The organism is Methylosinus sp. (assembly GCF_036560965.1).
Taxonomy (GTDB): Bacteria; Pseudomonadota; Alphaproteobacteria; order Rhizobiales; family Beijerinckiaceae; genus Methylosinus.
The window spans coordinates 56,522-76,877 of the sequence record NZ_DATBQF010000008.1 but is presented as its reverse complement, the minus strand read 5'-3'; the positions used below and the strand labels follow the sequence as shown (position 1 = coordinate 76,877).

Genomic DNA, 20,356 nt, shown 5'->3' with positions numbered 1-20,356 from the left:
TTCGCGCGCCCGCCTAGGTCTTGCCCGGTTCGAACCTATAAGGCGAGCGATGGACGATAAAGTCGAAAATCCGCCTCCGGAGATATCCGTAGCCATTCCGGTCTTCAATGAGGCGGCCAATCTTCGCCCCCTCGTCGCCAGGCTGAAGCCGGTGCTCGAGCAGGCCGCGGCCTCCTTCGAGATCGTCTTCGTCGACGACGGCTCCTCGGACGCGACCCTGCAAGGGCTGCGCGAATTGCATGCGGAGGATGCGCGGGTGAAAGCCGTCTCCTTCAGCCGCAATTTCGGCAAGGAGATCGCCATAGCCGCCGCGCTCGACCATTCGCGCGGCGCGGCCGTGGTGCTGATGGACGCCGATCTCCAGCATCCGCCAGAGACGATCGCCGCATTCGTCGCCAAATGGCGCGAGGGCTTCAAAAACGTCTATGGCGTGCGTCGCGACCGCGCCGGCGAGCCCCCGCTGCGCACGCTTTTCGCCAATCTCTTCTATGGCCTGTTCGATCGCTTCGGCGAGACGCCGCTGCCGCGCGGCGCCGGCGATTTCCGCCTGCTCGACCGCCAGGCGATCGACGCGCTGTCGCGCATGCGCGAGCGGGCCCGCTTCTCCAAAGGCTTGTTCGCCTGGATCGGCTTCAAGTCGATCGGCGTGCCCTTCGAGGTGGAGGAGCGCGCCTCCGGCCGCTCCAAATTCAACTACGCCAAGCTCATCCGCTTCGCGCTCGACGGGCTGATGTCCTTTTCGTCCGTGCCGCTGAAGGTGTGGGCCGTGATCGGGATCATCGTCTCGACCTTCGCTCTCGCCATGGCGGCCTATTATTTCTGGCGCACGGTGTTCTATGGCGTGGATGTGCCGGGCTACGCCTCGCTGATCGTCTCCATCGCCTTTCTCGGCGGGATGCAATTATTTTCGCTGGGCGTGCTCGGCGAGTATATCGCGCTCATTTTCGGCGAGGTGAAAGGACGCCCGCTCTATCTCGTCGCCGAGCGGGTGGGTGTGGCGGATGAAGCGGCGAGGCCGCTCAAATGACCAATCGATTCCAGAGCCCCCCTCATGCTGAGGAGCGCCTGAAAGGCGCGTCTCGAAGCACGCCGCGTCTCACGGTTCCGCCTTCTGGAGCCCCTCGTGCGTCGAGACGCGGCCTGAGGGGGGATGTGGTCGCTCCATGATTCGCAATCTCCTCTCCGTCGGCGGCTTCACGCTGCTCTCGCGCATCACCGGCTTTCTGCGCGATGTGATGCTGTCCGGCATTCTCGGCGCCGGGCTCGCGGCGGACGCTTTCTTCGTCGCCTTCAAGCTGCCCAATCATTTCCGCGCCATTTTCGGCGAAGGCGCCTTCAACGCCGCTTACGTCCCCTGCTATTCCAAGGCGCTCGAGCAGCAGGGAAAAGACTCGGCGAAAGAATTCTCGAGCGAGGTGTTCACGCTTCTGCTCGCCTCGCAGATCGTGCTGCTCATTCTCGCCTACGCCTTCATGCCGCAATTCGTGGCGTTGCTCGCGCCGGGGTTCGACGATCGGCCGGAGAAATTCGAGCTCACCGTTTCGCTGACGCGCATCACCTTTCCCTATCTGCTCTGCATGACTCTGGTGACGCTTCATCAAGGCACGCTGAACGCCAATGGCCGATTTGCGGCGCCGGCCTTCGCGCCCAATCTGCTCAATCTCACGATGATTGCGGCGCTCGCCGTCGCATTCCTCTTTCCCAGCGCGGCCTATGCCGCCGCCTGGGGCGTGACCATCTCCGGCGTCTTGCAGCTCGCCCTGCTGATGGCCAACGCCCGCATGATCGGCGTGATGGAAGGGCTGGCGCGGCCGCATTGGACGCGCGTGCGCGAATTCTTCCTGATGCTGGGGCCGGCGGTGATCGGCTCGGCCAGCGGGCAGATCGCCATTTTCGCCGATACGATCATCGCCTCCATGCTTCCCGATGGCGGCGTCTCCTCGATCACTTACGCCGATCGCATCTATCAGCTGCCCAATGGCGTCATCGGCCTCGCCGCCGGCACTGTGCTGCTGCCGGAAATGAGCCGCCGCATCGCCGCCGGCGACGAGGACGGCGCCCATGCGGCGCAAAATCGCGTGATGGCGCTGACGATCGCGCTGGCCGCGCCTTTCTTCATCGCCTTCGTGACGATCCCCGAGCTCATCATGAGCGGCGTCTTCGAGCGCGGCGCTTTCACGAGAGCCGACGCCGTCGCCGCGGCGGATGTGCTCACGGCCTATGGCGGCGGGCTGATGGCGCTGGTGCTGATCGCCTCGGCGCGCGCGAGCTTCCAGGCGCATGGCGACACCAAGACGCCCATGTATGTCGCGCTCGGCGCCGTCCTCGTGAATGTCGGTCTGAAGATCGCGCTCTACGAGCCGATGGGCGCGCCGGGCCTCGCCACCGCGACCTCCGTCGGCCTCTGGATCAATCTCGCGGCATTGATCGGCCTCGCGCTGCATCGCGGCGCGATGCGCTTCGACGAGACGTTTCTGCGCGTCTCCATCGCGAGCCTCTGCGCCAGCGTTCCGCTGCTGGCGACGGCGATCTACGGCTATGGGCCAGCGATGGCGCTCGGCGCGCGGCTCGGGCGCTTCAGCGACATCGTCGCCCTGCTCGCGCTGGGCGCGGCGGGGGCGCTCGTCTATGGAGGCGTCCTCGCCCTCTGTCTGCGCGCCTTCGGCCTGCGCCTCTCGGAGCTGCGGCGCGCAAGACGCTGATCCGCACGGCGAGAAGCGAGCCTTCAGGCTCGCTTCTGTCACGAATGCCGTCTCACAGAAACTGCGAGAGGCCCGGCACTGCGTCGGTGATTTCCTTCAGCTTCTCCTTGCCGACGACGCCTTCGGCATGGGCGAAGAACTCCTTGGCCAGCGCCTGGCTCTGGTCGATCGAGAGGCCGACGCCGGACAGACGTCCGGCGAGCGCCATCAGATCGCCCTTGGAGCCGCCGACGAGGCCGCCGAGCCCACCCAGAAGACCGCCGAGCAGACCGCCATCCGCGGCCGGAGCGGCCTCGGCGGCGGCGATCGCCTCATCGGCGCCGGGCAGCTTGGCGACGAGCTCGGCGACCGGGCCGTCCGGGAACTCCTTGCGAAAAAAGCCGAGCACATGGCCGATGGCGAGGCGCGCCGTCTCGGGCTCGACGCCCAGCGCGGCGGTGATGCGGGCGATCAATTCTTCCATGGCTCTGCTCCTCTCGAAAACAGCTCTGTCTCGACAATTATGCGGCGATTGCGACAAATTCGCGCTGGCGAGAGCGCCATCCGCTCCGAGGTGGAGCGGATGGCGCTCTCGCTTTGCTTCTCTGAAGCGAATTCCGATCGAACGATCCCGTTCGATCGACGCTCGGCCTCACTCGGCGTCCAGGCCGTAGAGCGAGTGCAGCGTGCGCACCGCGAGCTCCGTATAGGCGGCGTCGATCAGCACCGAGAATTTGATCTCCGACGTCGTGATGGCGCGAATATTCACGCCCTTGTCGGCGAGCGCCTTGAAGGCGCGGGCGGCGACGCCGGCGTGGCTGCGCATGCCGATGCCGATCGCCGAGACCTTGGCGACATCCTTGGCGCCCGTCAGCCCGGCGTAGCCGATCGAGGATCTGGCCTGCTCCAATATGGCCACGCAGCGCTCATATTCGGCGGCAGGCACGGTAAAGGTCATGTCGGTCGAAGCATCGTCCGAGGCGACCTGAACGATCATGTCGACATTGACGCCGGCCTCGGCCAGCGGCACGAAGACGGCCGCCGCGACGCCCGGCTTGTCGGCGACGCGGCGAAGCGTGATCTGCGCCTCGTCGCGCGAGAAGGCGATGCCTGTCACGACCTGGGCTTCCACGATATCCTCCTCTTTGCAGATCAGCGTGCCGCTGTTGGGACGGGCCGGATCGTCGAAGGACGAGCGGACGAAGGTGCGGACGCCATGCACCATGGCCACCTCGACCGAGCGCACCTGCAGCACCTTGGCGCCGAGCGAGGCCATCTCCAGCATCTCCTCGAAGGCGATGCGCTCCATGCGCCGCGCCCTGGGCACGACGCGGGGATCGGTGGTGTAGACGCCGTCGACATCCGTATAAATGTCGCAGCGATCCGCCTCTATCGCCGCGGCGACGGCGACGGCGCTGGTGTCGGAGCCGCCGCGGCCGAGCGTGGTGATGCGCCCGCTCGGCTGATGGATTCCCTGGAAGCCGGCGATGACGGCGACCTCGCCGCGCTCGAAGCCGGCCAGCAGAGCGGAGCCGTCGATCGACTGTATGCGCGCCGAGCCATGGGCGTCGGAGGTCAGGATCGGAATTTGCCAGCCGAGCCAGGAGCGCGCCGCGAGGCCGATATTCTGCAGCGCTATGGCCAGCAGCCCGGCGGTCACCTGCTCGCCGGAGGCGACGACGGAATCATATTCGCGCTGGTCGTGCAGAGCGGAGGCGTCCTTGCACCAGGCGACCAGCTCATTGGTCTTGCCCGACATGGCCGAGACCACGACGGCGACCTTGTAGCCCGCCTCCACCTCGCGCTTCACATGGAGCGCGACATTGCGGATGCGCTCCACATTGGCGACCGAGGTGCCGCCGAATTTCATCACCAGACGAGCCATGACCGACCTAGATTGGAAACACGGGCCCGGCTCGGGCGAGCCGGATGGCCGCTCGCATCCGACCAAAAGCGGGCGTATATGTGACGCCCCCGCCGCCGGTGTCAACGCCGCGGCGGGCTTCCGCGTGCTTCGAGACGCCCGCTACGCGGACTCCTCGGCATGAGGAGCGCCGCAGGTGAAGGGAGCAATCCTCTCCCTCATGCCGAGGAGGCTCCCAAGGAGCCGTCTCGAAGCACGAGGGAGAGTTCCAGAACGCGAGAGCGGCCGCCGAGGCCGAACAAAAGAGGACAAGCGTGCCGCAGCATCATGACCGCCCCCATTCCGCCAGCGTCGACCCGCAGGATGTCGACCGTTTCGACCGGCTCGGCGAGCTCTGGTGGGACGCCTCGGGCAAGATGGGCATATTGCACGAGATCAATCCGGTCCGGGTCCATTACATCCGCGATCTCGTCTGCCGGCATTTCCGCCGCGACGGCGCGCCGCGCGACCGCCATGATTCGCAGCCGCTCGAAGGGCTGCGGCTCGTCGACATTGGCTGCGGCGGCGGCATTTTGAGCGAATCGCTGGCCGAGCTGGGCGCAAAGGTCACGGCCGTCGATCCCGCCCCCAATAATATAGAAGTCGCCCGCCGCCATGCCGAGCGCTCCGGCCTCGACATCGCCTATCGCAACAGCACAGCCGAGGCGCTCGCCGAGGAAGGCGCGCGTTTCGACATCGTCGTCGCCATGGAGGTGATCGAGCATGTCGAGGGACAGAGCGCCTTCGTCGCCACGCTCGGCGCGCTCGTCGAGCCTGGCGGAATGCTGTTCCTCGCCACCATCGACCGCACGCTGAAGAGCTATGCGCTGGCGATTCTCGGCGCCGAATATGTGCTGGGCTGGGTGCCGCGCGGCACGCATGACCATGACAAATTCGTGCGTCCCGAGGAATTGTCCGCCTGGCTGCGCCGCGCCGGGCTGCGCGAGATCGACCGCGCCGGCATGAGCTTCCAGCCGCTCACCCGCAGCTGGCGCAAGAGCCACGACACCGATGTGAATTATATGATGGCGGCGAAGAAAGACGGCTAGGCAAGCCTGACGTCAGCTCCACGCGGCAGATTATGTCCCGTTTGTTTCGGGAGCATAGCCGCATGAGTCTGCACATTTCGCCTCCATCGCCGCCGGACCTCGTCGACACGCTCGCGGTTTGGCGCGCGCGCTTTCCGCATTTCGCCGAAATGATCGACGCAGGCGAATCCCCGGTCAAAGCGTTGCGCTATCTCGGATTGGGTCTGTGGCAGGAGGGCGATGTGACCGGCGCGGTCGCCGCTCTGACGACGGCCTCCTCGCTGGCGCCGGATGACGCCGCCCTTCTCGCCGATCTCGGCGCCGTGCTCTGGCTCGACGGCCGCAAGGCCGACGCGCTCGCCTGCTTCATCGCCTCGATCGAACGCGATCCGAATCGGATCCAAATCTGGCTCACCGTCGCCAGCCTCTGCAACGAGATCGACGAAATCGCCACCGCCGAGCACGCCTATCGCGCGGCGCTCGACCTAGACCCCGCCTCCGCCGAGGCGGCGACCGGGCTCGGCCTCATCTGCCTCGAGAGCCGGCGCTATGACGAGGCCGTCGCATTGTTGCGCGCCGCCCTGGAACGTGGCGTCCGCACGCCCGCGATCGAAGCCTGCTACGGCCAGACGCTCTATCTGATCGGCGAATTCGCAGCCGCGCGCGCCGCCTTCGAGCGCGCCGCCGCGGCATTGCCCGAGGAAGCGCCGATCATCCGCAAATTCGCGCTCGCCCTCTGCGTCGAAACCAGCATCGACGCCACGCCCGACGAGGCCTTCGCCGCCTATCGAGGCGCCGCCGGCGTTCATGCGGAGAGCGACGAACGCATCGGCAACACCGTCTTCCTGGCGCTCTGCGGCTTCGGCCACAAGGATGCGGCGATTCGCCTCGGCGAGGCGCTGCTGCTCGCGGCGCCGGGCGATGCGATCATCCCCTTCCATCTCGACGCGCTGCGCGGACTACCGCATGAGCGCGCGTCGCGCGCCTACATCACCGCCAGCTTCGACAAATATGCGCCGGACTTCGACCGACATCTGGTCGGGACGCTGGACTACCGCCTGCCCGAGACATTGCAGCCGCTGCTGGCCGAGACCGGACGCGCCTTCCCGCGCATCCTCGACCTCGGATGCGGCACGGGGCTCGCGGCGAGAATGCTCGCCTCCTTCGGCGAGGCGGTCGTCGGAGTCGATCTCTCCCCCCGCATGCTGGACAAGGCGCGCGAGCGTCAGCTCTATGCGCAGCTGGTCGAGCAGGACGCCGAGGACTTCCTGGCGGGCTCCGGCGAGCCCTTCGATCTGATCGTCGCGCTCGACATGCTCATCTATCTCGGCGACCTCTCGACCCTGTTCGAAGGCGCGGCCTCCCGCCTCGTCCCTGGCGGCGTGTTCGCTTTCAGCTTCGAGACCGGCGCCGGAGTCGATTATGCGCTGGCTCCATCGGGGCGCTTCGCGCATAGCCCGGCCTATGTCGAAAAACTGTGGGAAAAGGACTTCGTCCCGCTCGTCTCGCAGGCGACGACGATCCGCATCGAGGCCAACCGGCCGGTCGACGGCCGGCTGGTCCTGCTGCGGCGGCGTTGAAACTATAGTTCGTCGAGCGCCGCCTTCGCCTGCTTCGCCAGCGCGTCGGCGGCGATGATCTTGTCCTTGTCTGGATCATGGGCGATCGCGTCGAAATCCGTGGCGAGCGCGGCGCTGAAGGCCAGCGCCGCGATCTTCTCGCGGGGATCGCTCGACCATTTGACGGCGAGCTGCACATCGCGGCCGCCGATCGCCGCGGCCAGCTCCGGCGACAAAGCGGCGGAGGCGTCGCGCTCCGAGAAGCGGATGTCGAAGCCGGCGTCCTCGCCGTCGAAGGTGCAGGGCAAATAGCCCTCGACGGCGAAAGGAGCGTAGTCGTGATCGAGCGCGACGCCGATCTTGGTCGCGTCGATCGCCTTTTGATGCGCGGCGCGGTCTGGCAATTTGCCGCGCTCGATATAGAGAATGTGCCGTCTGGCCATGGGAACGTTCCGTCTCGCGCGCGAATGTCGCGCGCCCGCGCCAAGCAGGAAACATTCCACCGCGGCGACCATCGGACGCGTCTCCGCCACTGGTTCGCCACAGGCTCGGACGATAAACTCGGCCTTATGATTCGCCCATCTTTCCTTCCCCTCCTTCTCGCCGCCGGTCTCGGCCTCACTGTCGCAGCGCCGCCGGCGCTCGCGAAAGAAAAGCCGGCGGCCGAGGATACGGCCGCCGACGCCAAGGTCGACAAGAAGAAGCCCGCCAAGCCGGAGGCGAAGAAGACAGAGGCCGCCAAGCCCGGCGAAGCGAAGAAGCCCGAGGCTTCGAAGAAGCCGGCGGATGCGAAAAAGACCGCAGAGGCGAAGAAATCCGCCGAAGCCAAAAAGCCCGCGGATGCGGAGGATTCCGGCGAGCCGGAGCAAAAGGCCGCCAAGGACAAGAACGGCAAGGACACGAATGGCAAGGCGTCCAAGGATAAAGGCGGCAAGGACAAGCTTGCCAAGGACGCCCGGGCCAAGGACGTCAAGACCGGCAAGGATACGACCGGCAAGGACAAGTCCGCCGAGAAGGAGAAGTCCGTCGCCAAGACGCCGACCGCCGTCGGCTCCTATGGCGATTGGAACGCCATGACCGCGCATGGCCAGGGCAAGGACAAGACCTGCTATACGCTCGCCGAGCCGAAGGACCGCCAGCCGGCGAAGCTGCAACGCGACAAAGCCTATGTCTTCATCTCGACGCGGCCGGCCGAGGGCGTGCGCAACGAGGTGGCGATCATCCTCGGCTTCACGGCCAAGGACGGCGGCGCGGCCAGCGCGGATATCGACGGCGACAATTTCGAGCTCGTCACCAAAGGCGCCAACGCCTGGGTGAAGAATCCGGCGAAGGAGAAGGAATTCGTCGAGGCGCTGAGGAGCGGCACGAAGCTCGTCATCAAGGCGCCCTCCGCCAAAGGCAATGTGACGACCGACACCTATTCGCTGAAGGGCCTGTCAGACGCACTCGGCCGCGTGCAGAAGGAATGCCCGTAGCGGCAGGCGCGGGGCGCGGGCCCCGGCATCCCGGCGCGACGATCGACGCGGCACTATCGATCGATTGAGACGAACGCCATAGATAATGGGTTGTCGCGGCTTTAGGCTCGACGCGAAACCTAAATTCAACTTAGTTCTACAAGGTCGTCGTTATGGCCGCCAAGCGATTTGTGAGCGTTCCGGATCTTCGGAAGGACAACGGATTCTTTATAGCGGACAAGCTTCCTTGTTGCTTGAGCGCAGTCGGATACGTCGACAACAGCTGGTCGGACAAAGAAATTGTAACTGCAGAGATACTGGACATCATGGCGCCACGAGTAGCGGCGACACACCCCAACGGGCGTCACGTGCTTTTTGCGCATAGTGGGTGGTTGGAGGACAACCGCATTACCCGATCCAAAAAACTTTGGAGACGTCTTGCGGATGCAGGCATTGCCCTACCGAATGGCGTTCGCTCTGAAGAGGTTATGCGTAGCCGAGCGCATGAAATTTTGTTCAGCGGATTTATCGAGGTCGATAACCTAACCTCGAATGCGATACCGCGACTGCTATTAGATCAAAGCAGCTTCTTTTTCATGCACTGCGATCTCGATGAAATTAGAAATATTTTCGATCTGTTTTCGACGTCCGACACCGTCGACTCACGCTCTGGATTGCTGAGCCAGAATGGGTGGCTCGTCGAGATACTGTGTCGTGGACAGGCTGGCGTCCATCAACCCTACGCCTGGGTCGATGAGCGATATTCTGGCCTTGTCTACATCTTCAACCCAGAATATCTCGCTTATTGACGAGGCGGCGTCGCCAGGACCGTCTTGCGGCTCTGGATTGCTTCGCGACACTTCGCAAAGCTCACTTCACGCCGATGACCATCGAATCCGGCCCGAGCAAATGCTCGACGCGCGTCTCGAAAAACCCGGCCTCGTGCATCCAGCCCTGGCAATCCGCGCCTGTGTAATCGAAGCCGCCGGGAGTCTCGATCAGCATATTGAGGCTCATCAGCAGGCCGAAGGCGTTGGTCTTGCGCTCGTCGTCGATGAGCGCCTCATAGACGATGAGCGCCCCACCCTTCGGCAGCGCGTCATAGGCCTTGGCGAGCAGCAGGCGCTTCTCCTCGAGATTCCAATCGTGAAGAATATGCCCCATGACGATGACGTCGACCTTGGGCAACGCATCCTTGAAGAAATCGCCCGGATAGAAGCGCAGACGATCCGATAGGCCGTTCTGCGCGACGAAATCGTCGAACACCGGCTGCACCTGCGGCAGATCGAAACCGCCGCCGGAAAGATGCGGATGCGCGCGCGCGACTGTGACGGGGACCATGCCCTGCGCGCAGCCGACATCGACGAAGCTCGCATAGTCCTTCCAGGGGAATTTCGCGGCGATGGCTTGCGCCGGCCCGGCGCTGATGCTGCTCATCGCGGTGAGGAAGCCGCGCAGCTTTTGCGGATCGGCATAGAGAGCGCCGAAAAAATCGCCGTCGGCGGCGTTCTCGCTCTGCGCTGCGCCCGTGCGCAACGCATCGGTGAGACGGTTCCAGCTCGAGAACAAGCGCAGATTGGACATTTCCAATATTTGCCCGACATAGCTCGGCTTGGCGCGGTCGAGGAAGAGGTCGGTCTCGGCCGTGTTGCGATAGAGGCCATCGTCGCGCTCGAGCATTCCGAGCGCGACCAGTGCGTCGAAGAAGTCGCGCGCCGAGCGCTCATGCAGGCCGAGGCGGCCGCGCAATGTTTCCGCATCCGCCGGGCCTTCCGCCAGAGCGGTGAAGAGGCCGAGCTCGACGGCCGAGAGCAGGACTTTCGAATTCCAAAAGGCGAATCCGAGACCGAGGATTTTTTCCGGGGAGAGCTGGCTCATCTTTGTCCTCTCAAACAGCAATCTGCGCACGCCTCTCCTTCTCCCGCTTGCGGGAGAAGGTGGCCCGGCGAAGCCGGATCGGATGAGGGCGGCGGCGGCGATTCGCGGCGCTTCGAAAAATCTCTCTGAGATCGCGCGGGGCGGGCCGGTCCCTCATCCGACCTCGCTTCGCGAGGCCACCTTCTCCCACAAGTGGGAGAAGGGAGCGCTCAACATTCGAAATGAGGGACTCGTCTTACCATTTCGCGCAGCGCTGGTCGACTTCGACCCTATTGCCCCGTTCGAGAAAACCATTCCTCCTCGCTGATGACCTCGACGCCGAGCTCCTCGGCCTTGGCGAGCTTGGAGCCCGCCCCCGGCCCCGCCACGACGAGATCGGTCTTCTTCGACACCGAGCCCGATATTTTCGCGCCGAAGCGCTCGGCCTGGGCCTTCGCCTCCTCGCGCGTCAACCGTTCCAGCGCGCCGGTGAAGACCACCGTCTTGCCGGCGACGGGCGAGGCGCTCTCGACCTGCGGCAGCGGCTCCAGCGTCACATGTTGCAAAAGCGCGTCGATCTCGACCTCATTGCGCGTCTCGGCGAAGAAATCATAGAGCGCCTCGGCGACGACGCCGCCGATGCCTTCGATCGATTCGATGCGCTCACGCTCCTCGCTCCCCGGCGCGGCGAGACGCGAAGTCTCGCGCAGGCTGGCGAAATCGTTAAAATGCCGCGCGAGGCGCTTGGCGTTGGTCTCGCCGACATGCCGCATGCCGAGCGCGAAGAGGAAACGATTGATCGGCACGCTGCGCCGCGCGTCGATCGCCGCGAAGAGATTGCGCACCGAAGTCTCGCCATAGCCCTCGCGATTCTCGAGCTTGGTCAGGCTCTTTCGGTTTCGTTCGGCGAGCGTGAAAATTTCGGAGGCCGTGCGAATGAGGCCTTCCTCGAAGAAAGTCTCGATCTGCTTGTCGCCGAGCCCCTCTATGTCCATGGCGTTGCGCGAGGCGAAATGCTTCAGCCGCTCGATCGCCTGCGCCGGGCAGACGAGCGAGCCGGTGCAACGGCGCACGACATCGGCCTCGCCGGTCTTCTCGTCGATCTCGCGCACGGCGGCCGAGCCGCAGGCCGGGCAAACATGCGGAAACGCGTAAGGCCTCTCGCCCCGCGGCTTGTCGGCGACCACAGCGACGATCTGCGGAATGACGTCGCCGGCGCGCTGCACGACGACCGTGTCGCCGACGCGAATGTCCTTGCGCGCGATCTCGTCCTCATTGTGCAGCGTGGCGTTGGAGACGACGACGCCGCCGACGGTCACCGGCTCCAGCCGCGCGATCGGCGTCAGCGCGCCGGTGCGGCCGACATTCACATCGATTCCGCGCACGATCGTCGTGGCCTGCTCGGCGGGGAATTTATGCGCCACCGCCCAGCGCGGCGCGCGCGAGACGAACCCTAAGCGAATTTGCAGGCCGATATCGTCCACCTTGTAGACGACGCCGTCTATGTCATAGCCGAGCGTGGCGCGGCGCGCTTCGATGTCACGGAAATGCGCCAGCATCTCATCGGCGCCGACGCAAATTTTGGTCAGCGGATTGGTCGGCAGGCCAAAGCTCGCCAGCGCCTGCACCATGGCAAATTGCGTGTCGGCGGGCATGACGCTCACCTCGCCCCAGCTGTAGGCGAAGAAGCGCAGCGGCCGGCTCGCGGTCACATTCGGGTCGAGCTGGCGCAGCGAGCCGGCGGCGGAATTGCGCGGATTGGCGAACAGCGGCTTGTTCGCCGCCGCCTGCCGCTCATTGAGCGCGAAGAAATCCTCGCGCCGCATATAGACCTCGCCGCGCGCCTCCAGCACATCCGGCCAGGTCTCGCCGCGCAGGCGCTGCGGAATTTCCTCGAGCGTGCGAATATTGGCGGTGATGTCCTCGCCCTCATAGCCGTCGCCGCGCGTCGCGGCATAGACGAGCGCGCCTTTCTCATAGCGCAGCGAGCAGGAGAGGCCGTCGATTTTCGGCTCCGCCGTGAAGAAGAGCGGCGCCGCATCCGAGAAGCCCAGGAAGCGCCGCACCCGCGCGACGAAGTCGTGGACCTCCTCGTCGGCGAAAACATTGCCGAGCGAGAGCATCGGCACGACATGCTTTATTTTCGCGAATTTCTCCGTCGGCGCGGCGCCGACCTTGCGCGTCAGCGAGGCGTCGGAAGCGAGGTCGGGAAAGCCTTTTTCCAAAGCCTCGTAGCGCTGGCGCAGCGCGTCATATTCTGCGTCGCTGACCGCGGGGGAGTCGTCCTGATAATAGCGGCGGTCATGTTCGGCGAGCTCTTCCGCGAGCCGCGAATATTCGAGCTTCGCCCGCCGCGGCGAGAGATCGTCGATCGGCGTGGGCTTTCTCTCGGCGCGTTTGCCCGAGGGGCGACCATCATCAGCGCTCATGATGACTTCCGAACTTAAAAACCAGCGCGCGCTCCTTCTCCCGCCTGCGGGAGAAGGTGGCCCTCGCGTCAGCGAGGGTCGGATGAGGGCTCGCGCCGCTCCCGCCGTTTACGATCATTTGCGCGATGACGCAAAGCCGTCGAGATTTCGATTTTCGCAGCGGCCCTCATCCGACCTCGCTTCGCGAGGCCACCTTCTCCCGGAACGGGAGAAGGGAGCAGCGCCCCTGCCCTACGCCGCCTCGGGCGCCGCGCCCACCAAGCGGCGCGCCTCGACCGGGCTGATCGGCCGGCCGAAGGCGTAGCCCTGCGCATAGGCGCAGCCGAGCTGATAGAGCTCGATCGCGTCGGACTCGGTCTCCGCGCCCTCGGCGACGACATCCATGCCGAGATCATGGGCGAGCGAGATCAGCGAGCGCAAGATCACCGCGCGCGAGCCCTTGCCGGTCTGCCGCGTGAAGGAGCGGCCGATCTTGATCGTGTCGAACGGAAAGCTCTGCAGATAGGCGAGCGAGGAATAGCCGGAGCCGAAATCGCTCATCGCGAGGCCTGCGCCGAGCTCCTTGACGCGCCCCAGCATTTGCGTGGCGTATTCGGGATTTTCCATCACCAGCCCCTCGCTCAGCTCCAGCTTGAGGCTGCCTTTGACGATGTCGTTGCGCATCAGCACGCTTTTGACGTCGCGCAGCAGATCATGGCGCAGCAATTGGCGCGAGCCGACGCCCACGCAGGCGAAGATCGGCGGATCGACCGCGAGCGCGCGCTGCCAGGCGGCGAGCTCGCGCGCCGTGCGCTCCAGCGCCAGCAGGCCGAAGTCGACGACGAGGCCGGTCTGCTCGGCGACCTGGCCGAATTCGCTCGGATCGAGCTGGCCGAGGCGCGGATGCTCCCAGCGCAGCAGCGCCTCGAAGCCGGCGATGGTGCGATCCTCGAGCCGCACCACAGGCTGGAAGAACACTTTGATTTCCCCGCGCTCGAGCGCGCGTCTGAGATCGGCCTCCAGCGTCAGCCGGTCGGAGCGCTGCGCGCGCATCGCCGGGCGGAACACCTCTATGCGATTGCCGCCGAGCTTTTTGGCGTGGCGCAGCGCGATCTCGGAATCCTCGAGCATTTCGTGGCGGTCGGGATGCAGCTCCTTGTCGAACAGCGCCACGCCGATCGACACCGACAGCGAAATCTCGCGATCGGTGAAGCGCACCGGCGTCGCCAGGGTGCGGCGCACCGAATCGGCGAGCGTGATCACATGATCGACATGGGTCTCGGAGACCAGGATGATGGCGAAACGGTCGCCGTCGAGCCGCGCCAGAGTGTCCTGCGGCTGCAGCAGCCGCGTCAGCCGATGGGCGATGGTGAGCAGGATCGAATCGCCGGTGGCGACGCCGACCTGCTCGTTGATCTGCCGAAACCGATCGATGTCGACGGCGAGCACGGTCGGCCGCAGCACGCCGGCCTCGAGCCCGGCGAAAACCAGCGCCGCCTCGAGACGATCGAAGAACAGCTCCCGATTCGGCAGGCCGGTCAGATTGTCGTGGACGGCGTCATGGAGCAGCCGCTCGCGAGCGTTGCGCTCGTCGGTGATGTCGGTGAGCGTGCCGACGACGCGGATCACCTCGCCGTCCTGCCCGATGACCGGGCGCGCCCGCAGCCGGTAGCAGAAATAATGGCCGTCCGAGGCGCGCAGCCGGAATTCCTGATTGATGCGCCCCCGCCGCTGCTCGAGCAGCGCGTCGAGGCAGGCGCGATAGCGATCGTGCTCGAAAGGATGCAGAAGCGCGAGCCAGGAGGAGGCCGCCCCCTCGAGCCCGCCGCGATCGAGGCCCAATTGCTCCTCCACCTCCGGGCTCACATAGATGTAATCGGCGGGCACGTCCCAATCGAAGACGATCTCGTTCGCGCCGGTCATCGCCAGCGCCTTGCGCTCTATGTCCGAGATCGCGCCATGGGCGAGGCCGCCGCTCGCGAAGGCATTTTGCATAACGGTGAAGCCGATCAGCATCACGATGAGCACCAGGCCGCCGACCAGAGCCGGCGAGACCAGATCATTGGTCAGCCAGCCAGCAACGGTGAAGCCCGCCGCGCAGACCCAGAGCAGCAGGAGAAACCACGTCGGAATCAGCATGATGGCGCGATCGAAGCCATGCGTCGCCAAATAGAGGATGAGCACGAAGCCGACCGCCGCGACGGTGGCCAGCGAGATGCGCGCTATGCCGGCGGCGACCGGCGCGTCGAAAATGGCGATGACGACGGGATCGGCGAGAATCAGCAGCCACAGCGCCGCGACGTGCCAGGCGCGCACATGCCAGCGGTTGAGGTTGAGATAGGCGAAGAGAAAAACGACCAGGGTCGCCGACAGAACCGTCTCGGCGCCGGCGCGCCAGATGCGGTCGGCATTGGGATCGACGCCGAAGATCTTGGCCCAAAAGCCAAAATCGATGCAGACATAGGCCAGCACCGACCAGGCGAGCGCCGCCGCCGCCGGGAAGATCACCGCCCCTTTGACGACGAAGACGATGGTCAAGAACAGCGCCAGCAGGCCGGCGATGCCGATCACTATGCCTTTATAGAGGGTCAGGCTGGTGACCTTGTCCTTGTAGGAGTCCGGCTCCCACAGATAGAGCTGCGGCAGATTGGGCGTGCGCAGCTCGGCCACGTAAGTGATGGTGGTGCCGGGATCGAGGGTGAGCCGAAAAACGTCGGCGTCCCCGCTATCCTCATGTTCCGGCGGAAATCCCTGGCTCGCGGTGATCGCCGAAATGCGCGTCGCGCCGAGATCGGGCCAGATCACGCCCGACCCCTGGAGCCGGAAATGCGGGGCGACGATCAGCCGCTCCAGCTGCTCGTCGGTGTCGTTGGTGAGCGCGAAGACGATCCAGCTGGGGCGGGTCCCCGCCTCTTTGGCGCCCACTTCTATGCGTCGGATGATGCCGTCGGAGCCCGGGGCGGTCGAAACCTGCAGGCGGTCGCCCTCGGAGGAATATTTCTCGACCGCATGAGTGAGGTCGATCGCCGCCGCGTCCTGCGGCACGCGCACGGATTCGATGGCGAGGGCCCGCTGCCCGCAAAGGACGAGAAACAGGAGAGCGATCAGATATCTGGATAGAGGCACGAATCTCGTCTCTGGCGCGCAGGCTCGAAAAGTCCGAATGTCGCGGGCGGACCGATCGGCTTTCGGATTTCTTCTTGTCTGAATTTTGACTGGTACCGGCTAAGTCGTCGGTCTGCAAGCCGGTATGGTCCTTGCGTCGGGGGCCCGACCGAGCGGCCGCGCTTGCGGAGGCCGGACGGCGCCAATATACGCTCAATAGGAACAGGGCGGAATTTTAGAAGTTCTCTAGATTTGGGAGATGCGGCTTCGCAGAGCCCAGGTCTGGCGGCTACAGTCTGTCGAAACTAAGGACACTGGATGCGTAGCGCTCTCGGCGGACCCCGCTTGCTGCTCCGCCGGCTTCGCGAGGTCATGGCGGAGCCGGTCAGCGCGCAGGCGCGGCTCGACAAGATCGTCGTGCTCATCGCGTCCAATATGGTGGCGGAAGTCTGCTCGGTCTATGTGCTGCGCGCCGACCAGAGGCTCGAGCTCTACGCCACGGAAGGCCTCAATCGCGAAGCCGTGCATCTGACCACAATGCACGCCGGCGAAGGCCTCGTCGGCCTGATCGCCAGAAACGCGGAGCCGCTCAACCTCTCCGAGGCGCAGGAGCATCCCTCCTTCTCCTACCGGCCGGAAACGGGCGAGGAAATCTATCACTCCTTCCTCGGCGTGCCGATTCTGCGCGGCGGCAACACGCTCGGCGTGCTGGTGGTGCAGAACCGGGTGCGGCGCATCTATTCCGAGGAGGAAATCGAGGCGCTGCAGACGACGGCGATGCTCGTCGCCGAGATGATCGCCTCCGGCGAGCTGCGCTCGATCGCCAAGACGCCGGAGAGCCTCGCGCTCGACCGGCCGGTGGTGATCAAGGGCGCGCCCATGTGCGAGGGCGTCGGGCTCGGCTACGCCGTGCTGCACGAGCCGCGCGTCGTCGTGAAGCAGCTCATCGCCGAGGATATCGCCGCCGAGGTCCACCGTCTCGACGCCGCCATAGAGGCGATGCGCCTCTCCATCGACGAATTGGTCGCGCATGGCGACCGCATGGGCGCCGGCGAGCATCGCGAGGTGCTGGAGGCGGTGCGCATCTTCGCCAATGATCGCGGCTGGGTGCGCCGCCTGCACGAGGCCGCGCTGAGCGGCCTCACGGCCGAGGCCGCGGTGGAGCGCGTGCAGAACGACGCCCGCGCCAAGCTGCAACGCCAGACCGACCCCTATCTTCGCGACCGTCTCCACGATCTCGACGATCTCGCCAATCGCCTGCTGCATCAGCTCACCGGCCAGAGCTATGTGGCCGAGCGCGAATCGATCCCCGAGAACGCCATTCTCATCGCCCGCAACATGGGCCCGGCGGCGCTGCTCGATTACGACCGCTCGCGGCTGCGCGGGCTCGTGCTCGAGGAGGGCGGCCCGGCGAGCCATGTCGGCATCGTGGCCCGCGCGCTCGGCATCGCCACGGTCGGCCTCGCCGCCAATGTGACCGATCTCGTCGAATCGGGCGACGCCATCATCGTCGACGGCGTGACCGGCGACGTGCAAATTCGTCCGCCGCCGGATGTGCAGACCGCCTATGGCGAGAAGGCGCGGCTGCGCGCCCGCCGCATGGAGCAATACGCCAAGCTGCGCGACATTCCCGCCGTCACCAAGGACGGCGTCGAGATCGCGCTGCATATGAACGCCGGGCTCATCGTCGACGTGCCGCATCTGCACGAGACCGGCGCGCGCTCGATCGGCCTGTTCCGCACCGAGCTGCAATTCATGCTGGCGCCGCGCTTTCCGCGCATGAACGAGCAGTTCCTGCTCTACAAAGCGGTGTTCGACGCGGTGCAGGACCGCCCGGTGACGTTCCGCACGCTCGACATCGGCAGCGACAAGATCCTGCCTTACATGGCGACGATCGAGGAGGAGAATCCGGCGCTCGGCTGGCGCGCCATCCGTATCGGCCTCGACCGGCCCGGCCTGCTGCGCATGCAGATCCGCGCCATGCTGAAAGCGGCCGGCGGACGCGACGTGCGCATCATGTTTCCGATGATCGCCAATGTCGCGGAATTCGAGGCGGCCAAGGCGATCGCGCATCGCGAGCTCGCGCATCTCCAGCGCCACGGCCATGCGCCGCCGACCAATGTGCAGCTGGGCGCCATGGTGGAGGTGCCCTCGCTGCTGTGGGAGCTCGACACCATCGCCGCGCGCGCCGACTTCCTGTCGGTCGGCTCCAATGATCTGATGCAATACATGTATGCGGCGGATCGCGACAACACGCGCGTCGCCAAGCGCTACGACACGCTCTCGCCGCCGATCCTGCGCGCGCTGGAGCGCATCGCCGCGGCGGGCAAGCGCGCCGGCAAGACGGTGACGCTCTGCGGCGAGATGGGCGGCCGCCCGCTCGAGGCGATGGCGCTGCTGGCGCTCGGCTATCGCTCGCTCTCTATGTCGCCCTCCTCGGTCGGACCGGTGAAGGCGATGATCCTCGCCGTCAATCTCGAGGAGATCGAGGTGTTCCTCGCCGCGCTGCTCGCCAAGGAGGACGGCGCTCCGAGCCTGCGCGAGCCGCTGCGCGATTTCGCCGCGGCGCGCGAAATTCCGGTCTGACGATGCGTCGATTCGAACAATCTCGCCGGGAACGGCGCTTCCACCATCCCCTCGAGGGGGGCGGTCGAGCGCCGAAGGCGATCGGGAGCGGGTGTTTCCGCCGAGTCTTCCTCGTGGAGCCCCTCCCCGGGCCACTTCGCGGTCCGACCCTGCCCTTTAGGAATAGGGTGAGCGCGTCGATTTCGGCAATCGCCACGAAAGACCGGGGCCGCTAGCGAAGCTCGCGCTTCGCTCCACGCCGTCTCCGTTCCTCTCTCGCTCGGCAAGCCCCATGTTCGCCCAAGACAAGCTCGACCTCATTCTGCGCCGTCACGAGGAGATCGCCGACCGGCTCAGCTCCGGGCCGGACGCCGCGAGCTTCGTCGCGCTGTCGCGCGAGCTCGCCTCGCTCGACGATGTGGTCGCCAGAATCAAGCTCTATCGCGCGACTCAGGCCGAGATCGCCGGCGTCGGCGAGATGCTCGCCGATTCGGCGCTCGATCCCGATATGCGCGCCTTCCTCGAGGGCGAGCGCGATGTCGCGCAGGATGCGCTGACCAACGCCGAGCGCGAATTGAAGCTCGCGCTGCTGCCCAAGGATGCGGCGGACGAGAAGGGCGTCATTCTCGAGGTGCGCGCCGGCACCGGCGGCGACGAGGCCGCGCTCTTCGCCGGCGATCTCTTCCGCGCCTATCAGCGCTACGCCGGCGCCAAGGGCTGGAGCGTCGAGATTCTGTCGGCCAGCGAAGGGGCGCTCGGCGGCTATAAGGAGATCGTCGCCGAGATCGCCGGCCGCGGCGTCTATGCGAAGCTGAAATTCGAATCGGGCGTGCATCGCGTGCAGCGCGTGCCCGCGACGGAGACGCAGGGACGCATCCACACGTCCGCGGCGACGGTGGCCATGCTGCCGCAGGCCGAGGAGGTCGACGTCGCTATCGACGACCGGGATTTGCGCATCGAGACGATGCGCTCCGGCGGCGCCGGCGGCCAGCATGTCAACAAGACCGAATCGGCGATTCGCATCACCCATCTTCCATCCGGCATCGTCGTGATGATGCAGGAGGAGCGCTCACAGCATCGCAACAAGGCCAAGGCGATGGAGGTGCTGCGCTCGCGTCTCTTCGACGCCGAGCGCCAGCGCCTCGACAGCGCGCGCTCCGCCGATCGCAAGGCGCAGGTCGGCTCGGGCGATCGCTCGGAGCGCATCCGCACCTATAATTTTCCGCAAGGCCGCGTCACCGACCATCGCATCAATCTGACGCTCTACAAGCTCGATCGCGTGATGGAGGGCGAGATGGACGAGATTTTCGACGCGCTGACGACGGATCATCAGGCCAGGCTGCTCGCGCAGAGCGACGAGTGATCCACGCGGTGCGACGGCGCACATCCACGAGGCCGCACGCTTCGTAAGTTCGGGACGTTCACGAGACGCGTGAACGACACCGAGCAACGGAGCGCACAATGACCAAGAAATTCCTCACCGCCGGCCTGCTGGCCGCCGCCATCGCCGCCACGACCTTCACGGCCTCGACCGCCCAGGCGGACCCTTATCGGCATTACGGTCATCACGGTCATTATTGGGGCGGCGTCGCCGCCGTGGGCGCGCTGACGGCCTTGACGCTCGGCGCCGTCGCCGCCTCGCAGGCGCCCACCAATTGCTACATCGCCCGCCAGCCGGTGACCGACGATTGGGGCAATGTCCTCTATTTCCGCCGCATGCGCGTCTGCGAGTGAGCGTCGCGAATGATGATCCGGCTGACGAAGGGTCGGCGCCAAGCCGGCCCTTCCGCTATCAA

15 protein-coding genes are annotated in these 20,356 nt (G+C 65.7%); 9 read left to right on the top strand and 6 right to left on the bottom strand.

Annotation, left to right across the window (positions count from 1 at the left end):
- Positions 1 to 49 precede the first annotated feature (49 nt).
- Both VIF40_RS01800 and murJ read left to right on the top strand, forming a co-directional pair.
- A complete protein-coding gene (locus tag VIF40_RS01800; RefSeq protein ID WP_331935808.1) occupies positions 50 to 1,027 on the top strand; it encodes a glycosyltransferase family 2 protein in 978 nt (325 codons plus the stop codon).
- Positions 1,028 to 1,163: 136 nt separating this feature from the next.
- Positions 1,164 to 2,702: a murein biosynthesis integral membrane protein MurJ gene (gene murJ / locus VIF40_RS01795; protein ID WP_331935807.1), complete on the top strand. Its 1,539-nt coding sequence runs from the start codon at positions 1,164 to 1,166 to the stop codon at positions 2,700 to 2,702.
- A gap of 52 nt (positions 2,703 to 2,754) precedes the next feature.
- Here murJ and VIF40_RS01790 read toward each other — a convergent pair whose 3' ends face one another.
- Both VIF40_RS01790 and VIF40_RS01785 read right to left on the bottom strand, forming a co-directional pair.
- On the bottom strand, positions 2,755 to 3,165 hold the full coding sequence (locus VIF40_RS01790) for a DUF2267 domain-containing protein (protein WP_331935806.1): 411 nt from the start codon (positions 3,163 to 3,165) through the stop codon (positions 2,755 to 2,757).
- A 168-nt stretch (positions 3,166 to 3,333) separates the two neighbouring features.
- Entirely contained in the window at positions 3,334 to 4,566 is a 1,233-nt protein-coding gene (locus VIF40_RS01785; protein ID WP_331935805.1) for an aspartate kinase, read from the bottom strand.
- Between the two features lie 293 nt (positions 4,567 to 4,859).
- On the opposite strand from VIF40_RS01785, the gene ubiG reads away from it, so the two are divergent.
- The gene (ubiG, locus tag VIF40_RS01780; RefSeq protein WP_331935804.1) at positions 4,860 to 5,633 is read left to right on the top strand and encodes a bifunctional 2-polyprenyl-6-hydroxyphenol methylase/3-demethylubiquinol 3-O-methyltransferase UbiG; all 774 of its coding nucleotides are present in this window, start codon (positions 4,860 to 4,862) and stop codon (positions 5,631 to 5,633) included.
- A gap of 62 nt (positions 5,634 to 5,695) precedes the next feature.
- Positions 5,696 to 7,192, top strand: coding sequence for a methyltransferase domain-containing protein (locus VIF40_RS01775; protein WP_331935803.1), 1,497 nt, complete (start codon positions 5,696 to 5,698; stop codon positions 7,190 to 7,192).
- 2 nt (positions 7,193 to 7,194) lie between these two features.
- Here the strand turns inward: VIF40_RS01775 and VIF40_RS01770 are convergent, their stop codons facing one another.
- Positions 7,195 to 7,614 (bottom strand): hypothetical protein, encoded by a 420-nt coding sequence (locus tag VIF40_RS01770; RefSeq protein WP_331935802.1) that lies wholly within the window; start codon positions 7,612 to 7,614, stop codon positions 7,195 to 7,197.
- Positions 7,615 to 7,740: 126 nt separating this feature from the next.
- On the opposite strand from VIF40_RS01770, the gene VIF40_RS01765 reads away from it, so the two are divergent.
- Both VIF40_RS01765 and VIF40_RS01760 read left to right on the top strand, forming a co-directional pair.
- Positions 7,741 to 8,646 carry an invasion associated locus B family protein gene (locus tag VIF40_RS01765; protein WP_331935801.1) on the top strand — a complete coding sequence of 302 codons (906 nt, stop codon included), beginning with the start codon at positions 7,741 to 7,743 and terminating at the stop codon, positions 8,644 to 8,646.
- Positions 8,647 to 8,798: 152 nt separating this feature from the next.
- Positions 8,799 to 9,434 carry a hypothetical protein gene (locus tag VIF40_RS01760; RefSeq protein ID WP_331935800.1) on the top strand — a complete coding sequence of 212 codons (636 nt, stop codon included), beginning with the start codon at positions 8,799 to 8,801 and terminating at the stop codon, positions 9,432 to 9,434.
- A 61-nt stretch (positions 9,435 to 9,495) separates the two neighbouring features.
- On the opposite strand, the gene VIF40_RS01755 is transcribed toward VIF40_RS01760, so the two are convergent.
- From VIF40_RS01755 to VIF40_RS01745, 3 genes are all read right to left on the bottom strand, one after another.
- Positions 9,496 to 10,503 (bottom strand): methyltransferase, encoded by a 1,008-nt coding sequence (locus VIF40_RS01755; protein ID WP_331935799.1) that lies wholly within the window; start codon positions 10,501 to 10,503, stop codon positions 9,496 to 9,498.
- 269 nt (positions 10,504 to 10,772) lie between these two features.
- A complete protein-coding gene (ligA, locus tag VIF40_RS01750; protein ID WP_331935798.1) occupies positions 10,773 to 12,911 on the bottom strand; it encodes an NAD-dependent DNA ligase LigA in 2,139 nt (712 codons plus the stop codon).
- Positions 12,912 to 13,142: 231 nt separating this feature from the next.
- Positions 13,143 to 16,016 (bottom strand): sensor domain-containing phosphodiesterase, encoded by a 2,874-nt coding sequence (locus VIF40_RS01745; protein ID WP_331935797.1) that lies wholly within the window; start codon positions 16,014 to 16,016, stop codon positions 13,143 to 13,145.
- A 297-nt stretch (positions 16,017 to 16,313) separates the two neighbouring features.
- On the opposite strand from VIF40_RS01745, the gene ptsP reads away from it, so the two are divergent.
- From ptsP to VIF40_RS01730, 3 genes are all read left to right on the top strand, one after another.
- Positions 16,314 to 18,581, top strand: coding sequence for a phosphoenolpyruvate--protein phosphotransferase (gene ptsP, locus VIF40_RS01740; RefSeq protein WP_331935796.1), 2,268 nt, complete (start codon positions 16,314 to 16,316; stop codon positions 18,579 to 18,581).
- 271 nt (positions 18,582 to 18,852) lie between these two features.
- Positions 18,853 to 19,923: a peptide chain release factor 1 gene (gene prfA, locus VIF40_RS01735; protein ID WP_331935795.1), complete on the top strand. Its 1,071-nt coding sequence runs from the start codon at positions 18,853 to 18,855 to the stop codon at positions 19,921 to 19,923.
- A 98-nt stretch (positions 19,924 to 20,021) separates the two neighbouring features.
- Positions 20,022 to 20,294, top strand: a complete 273-nt coding sequence (locus VIF40_RS01730) for a hypothetical protein (RefSeq protein WP_331935794.1) — start codon at positions 20,022 to 20,024, stop codon at positions 20,292 to 20,294.
- The last annotated feature ends 62 nt before the right edge of the window (positions 20,295 to 20,356 follow it).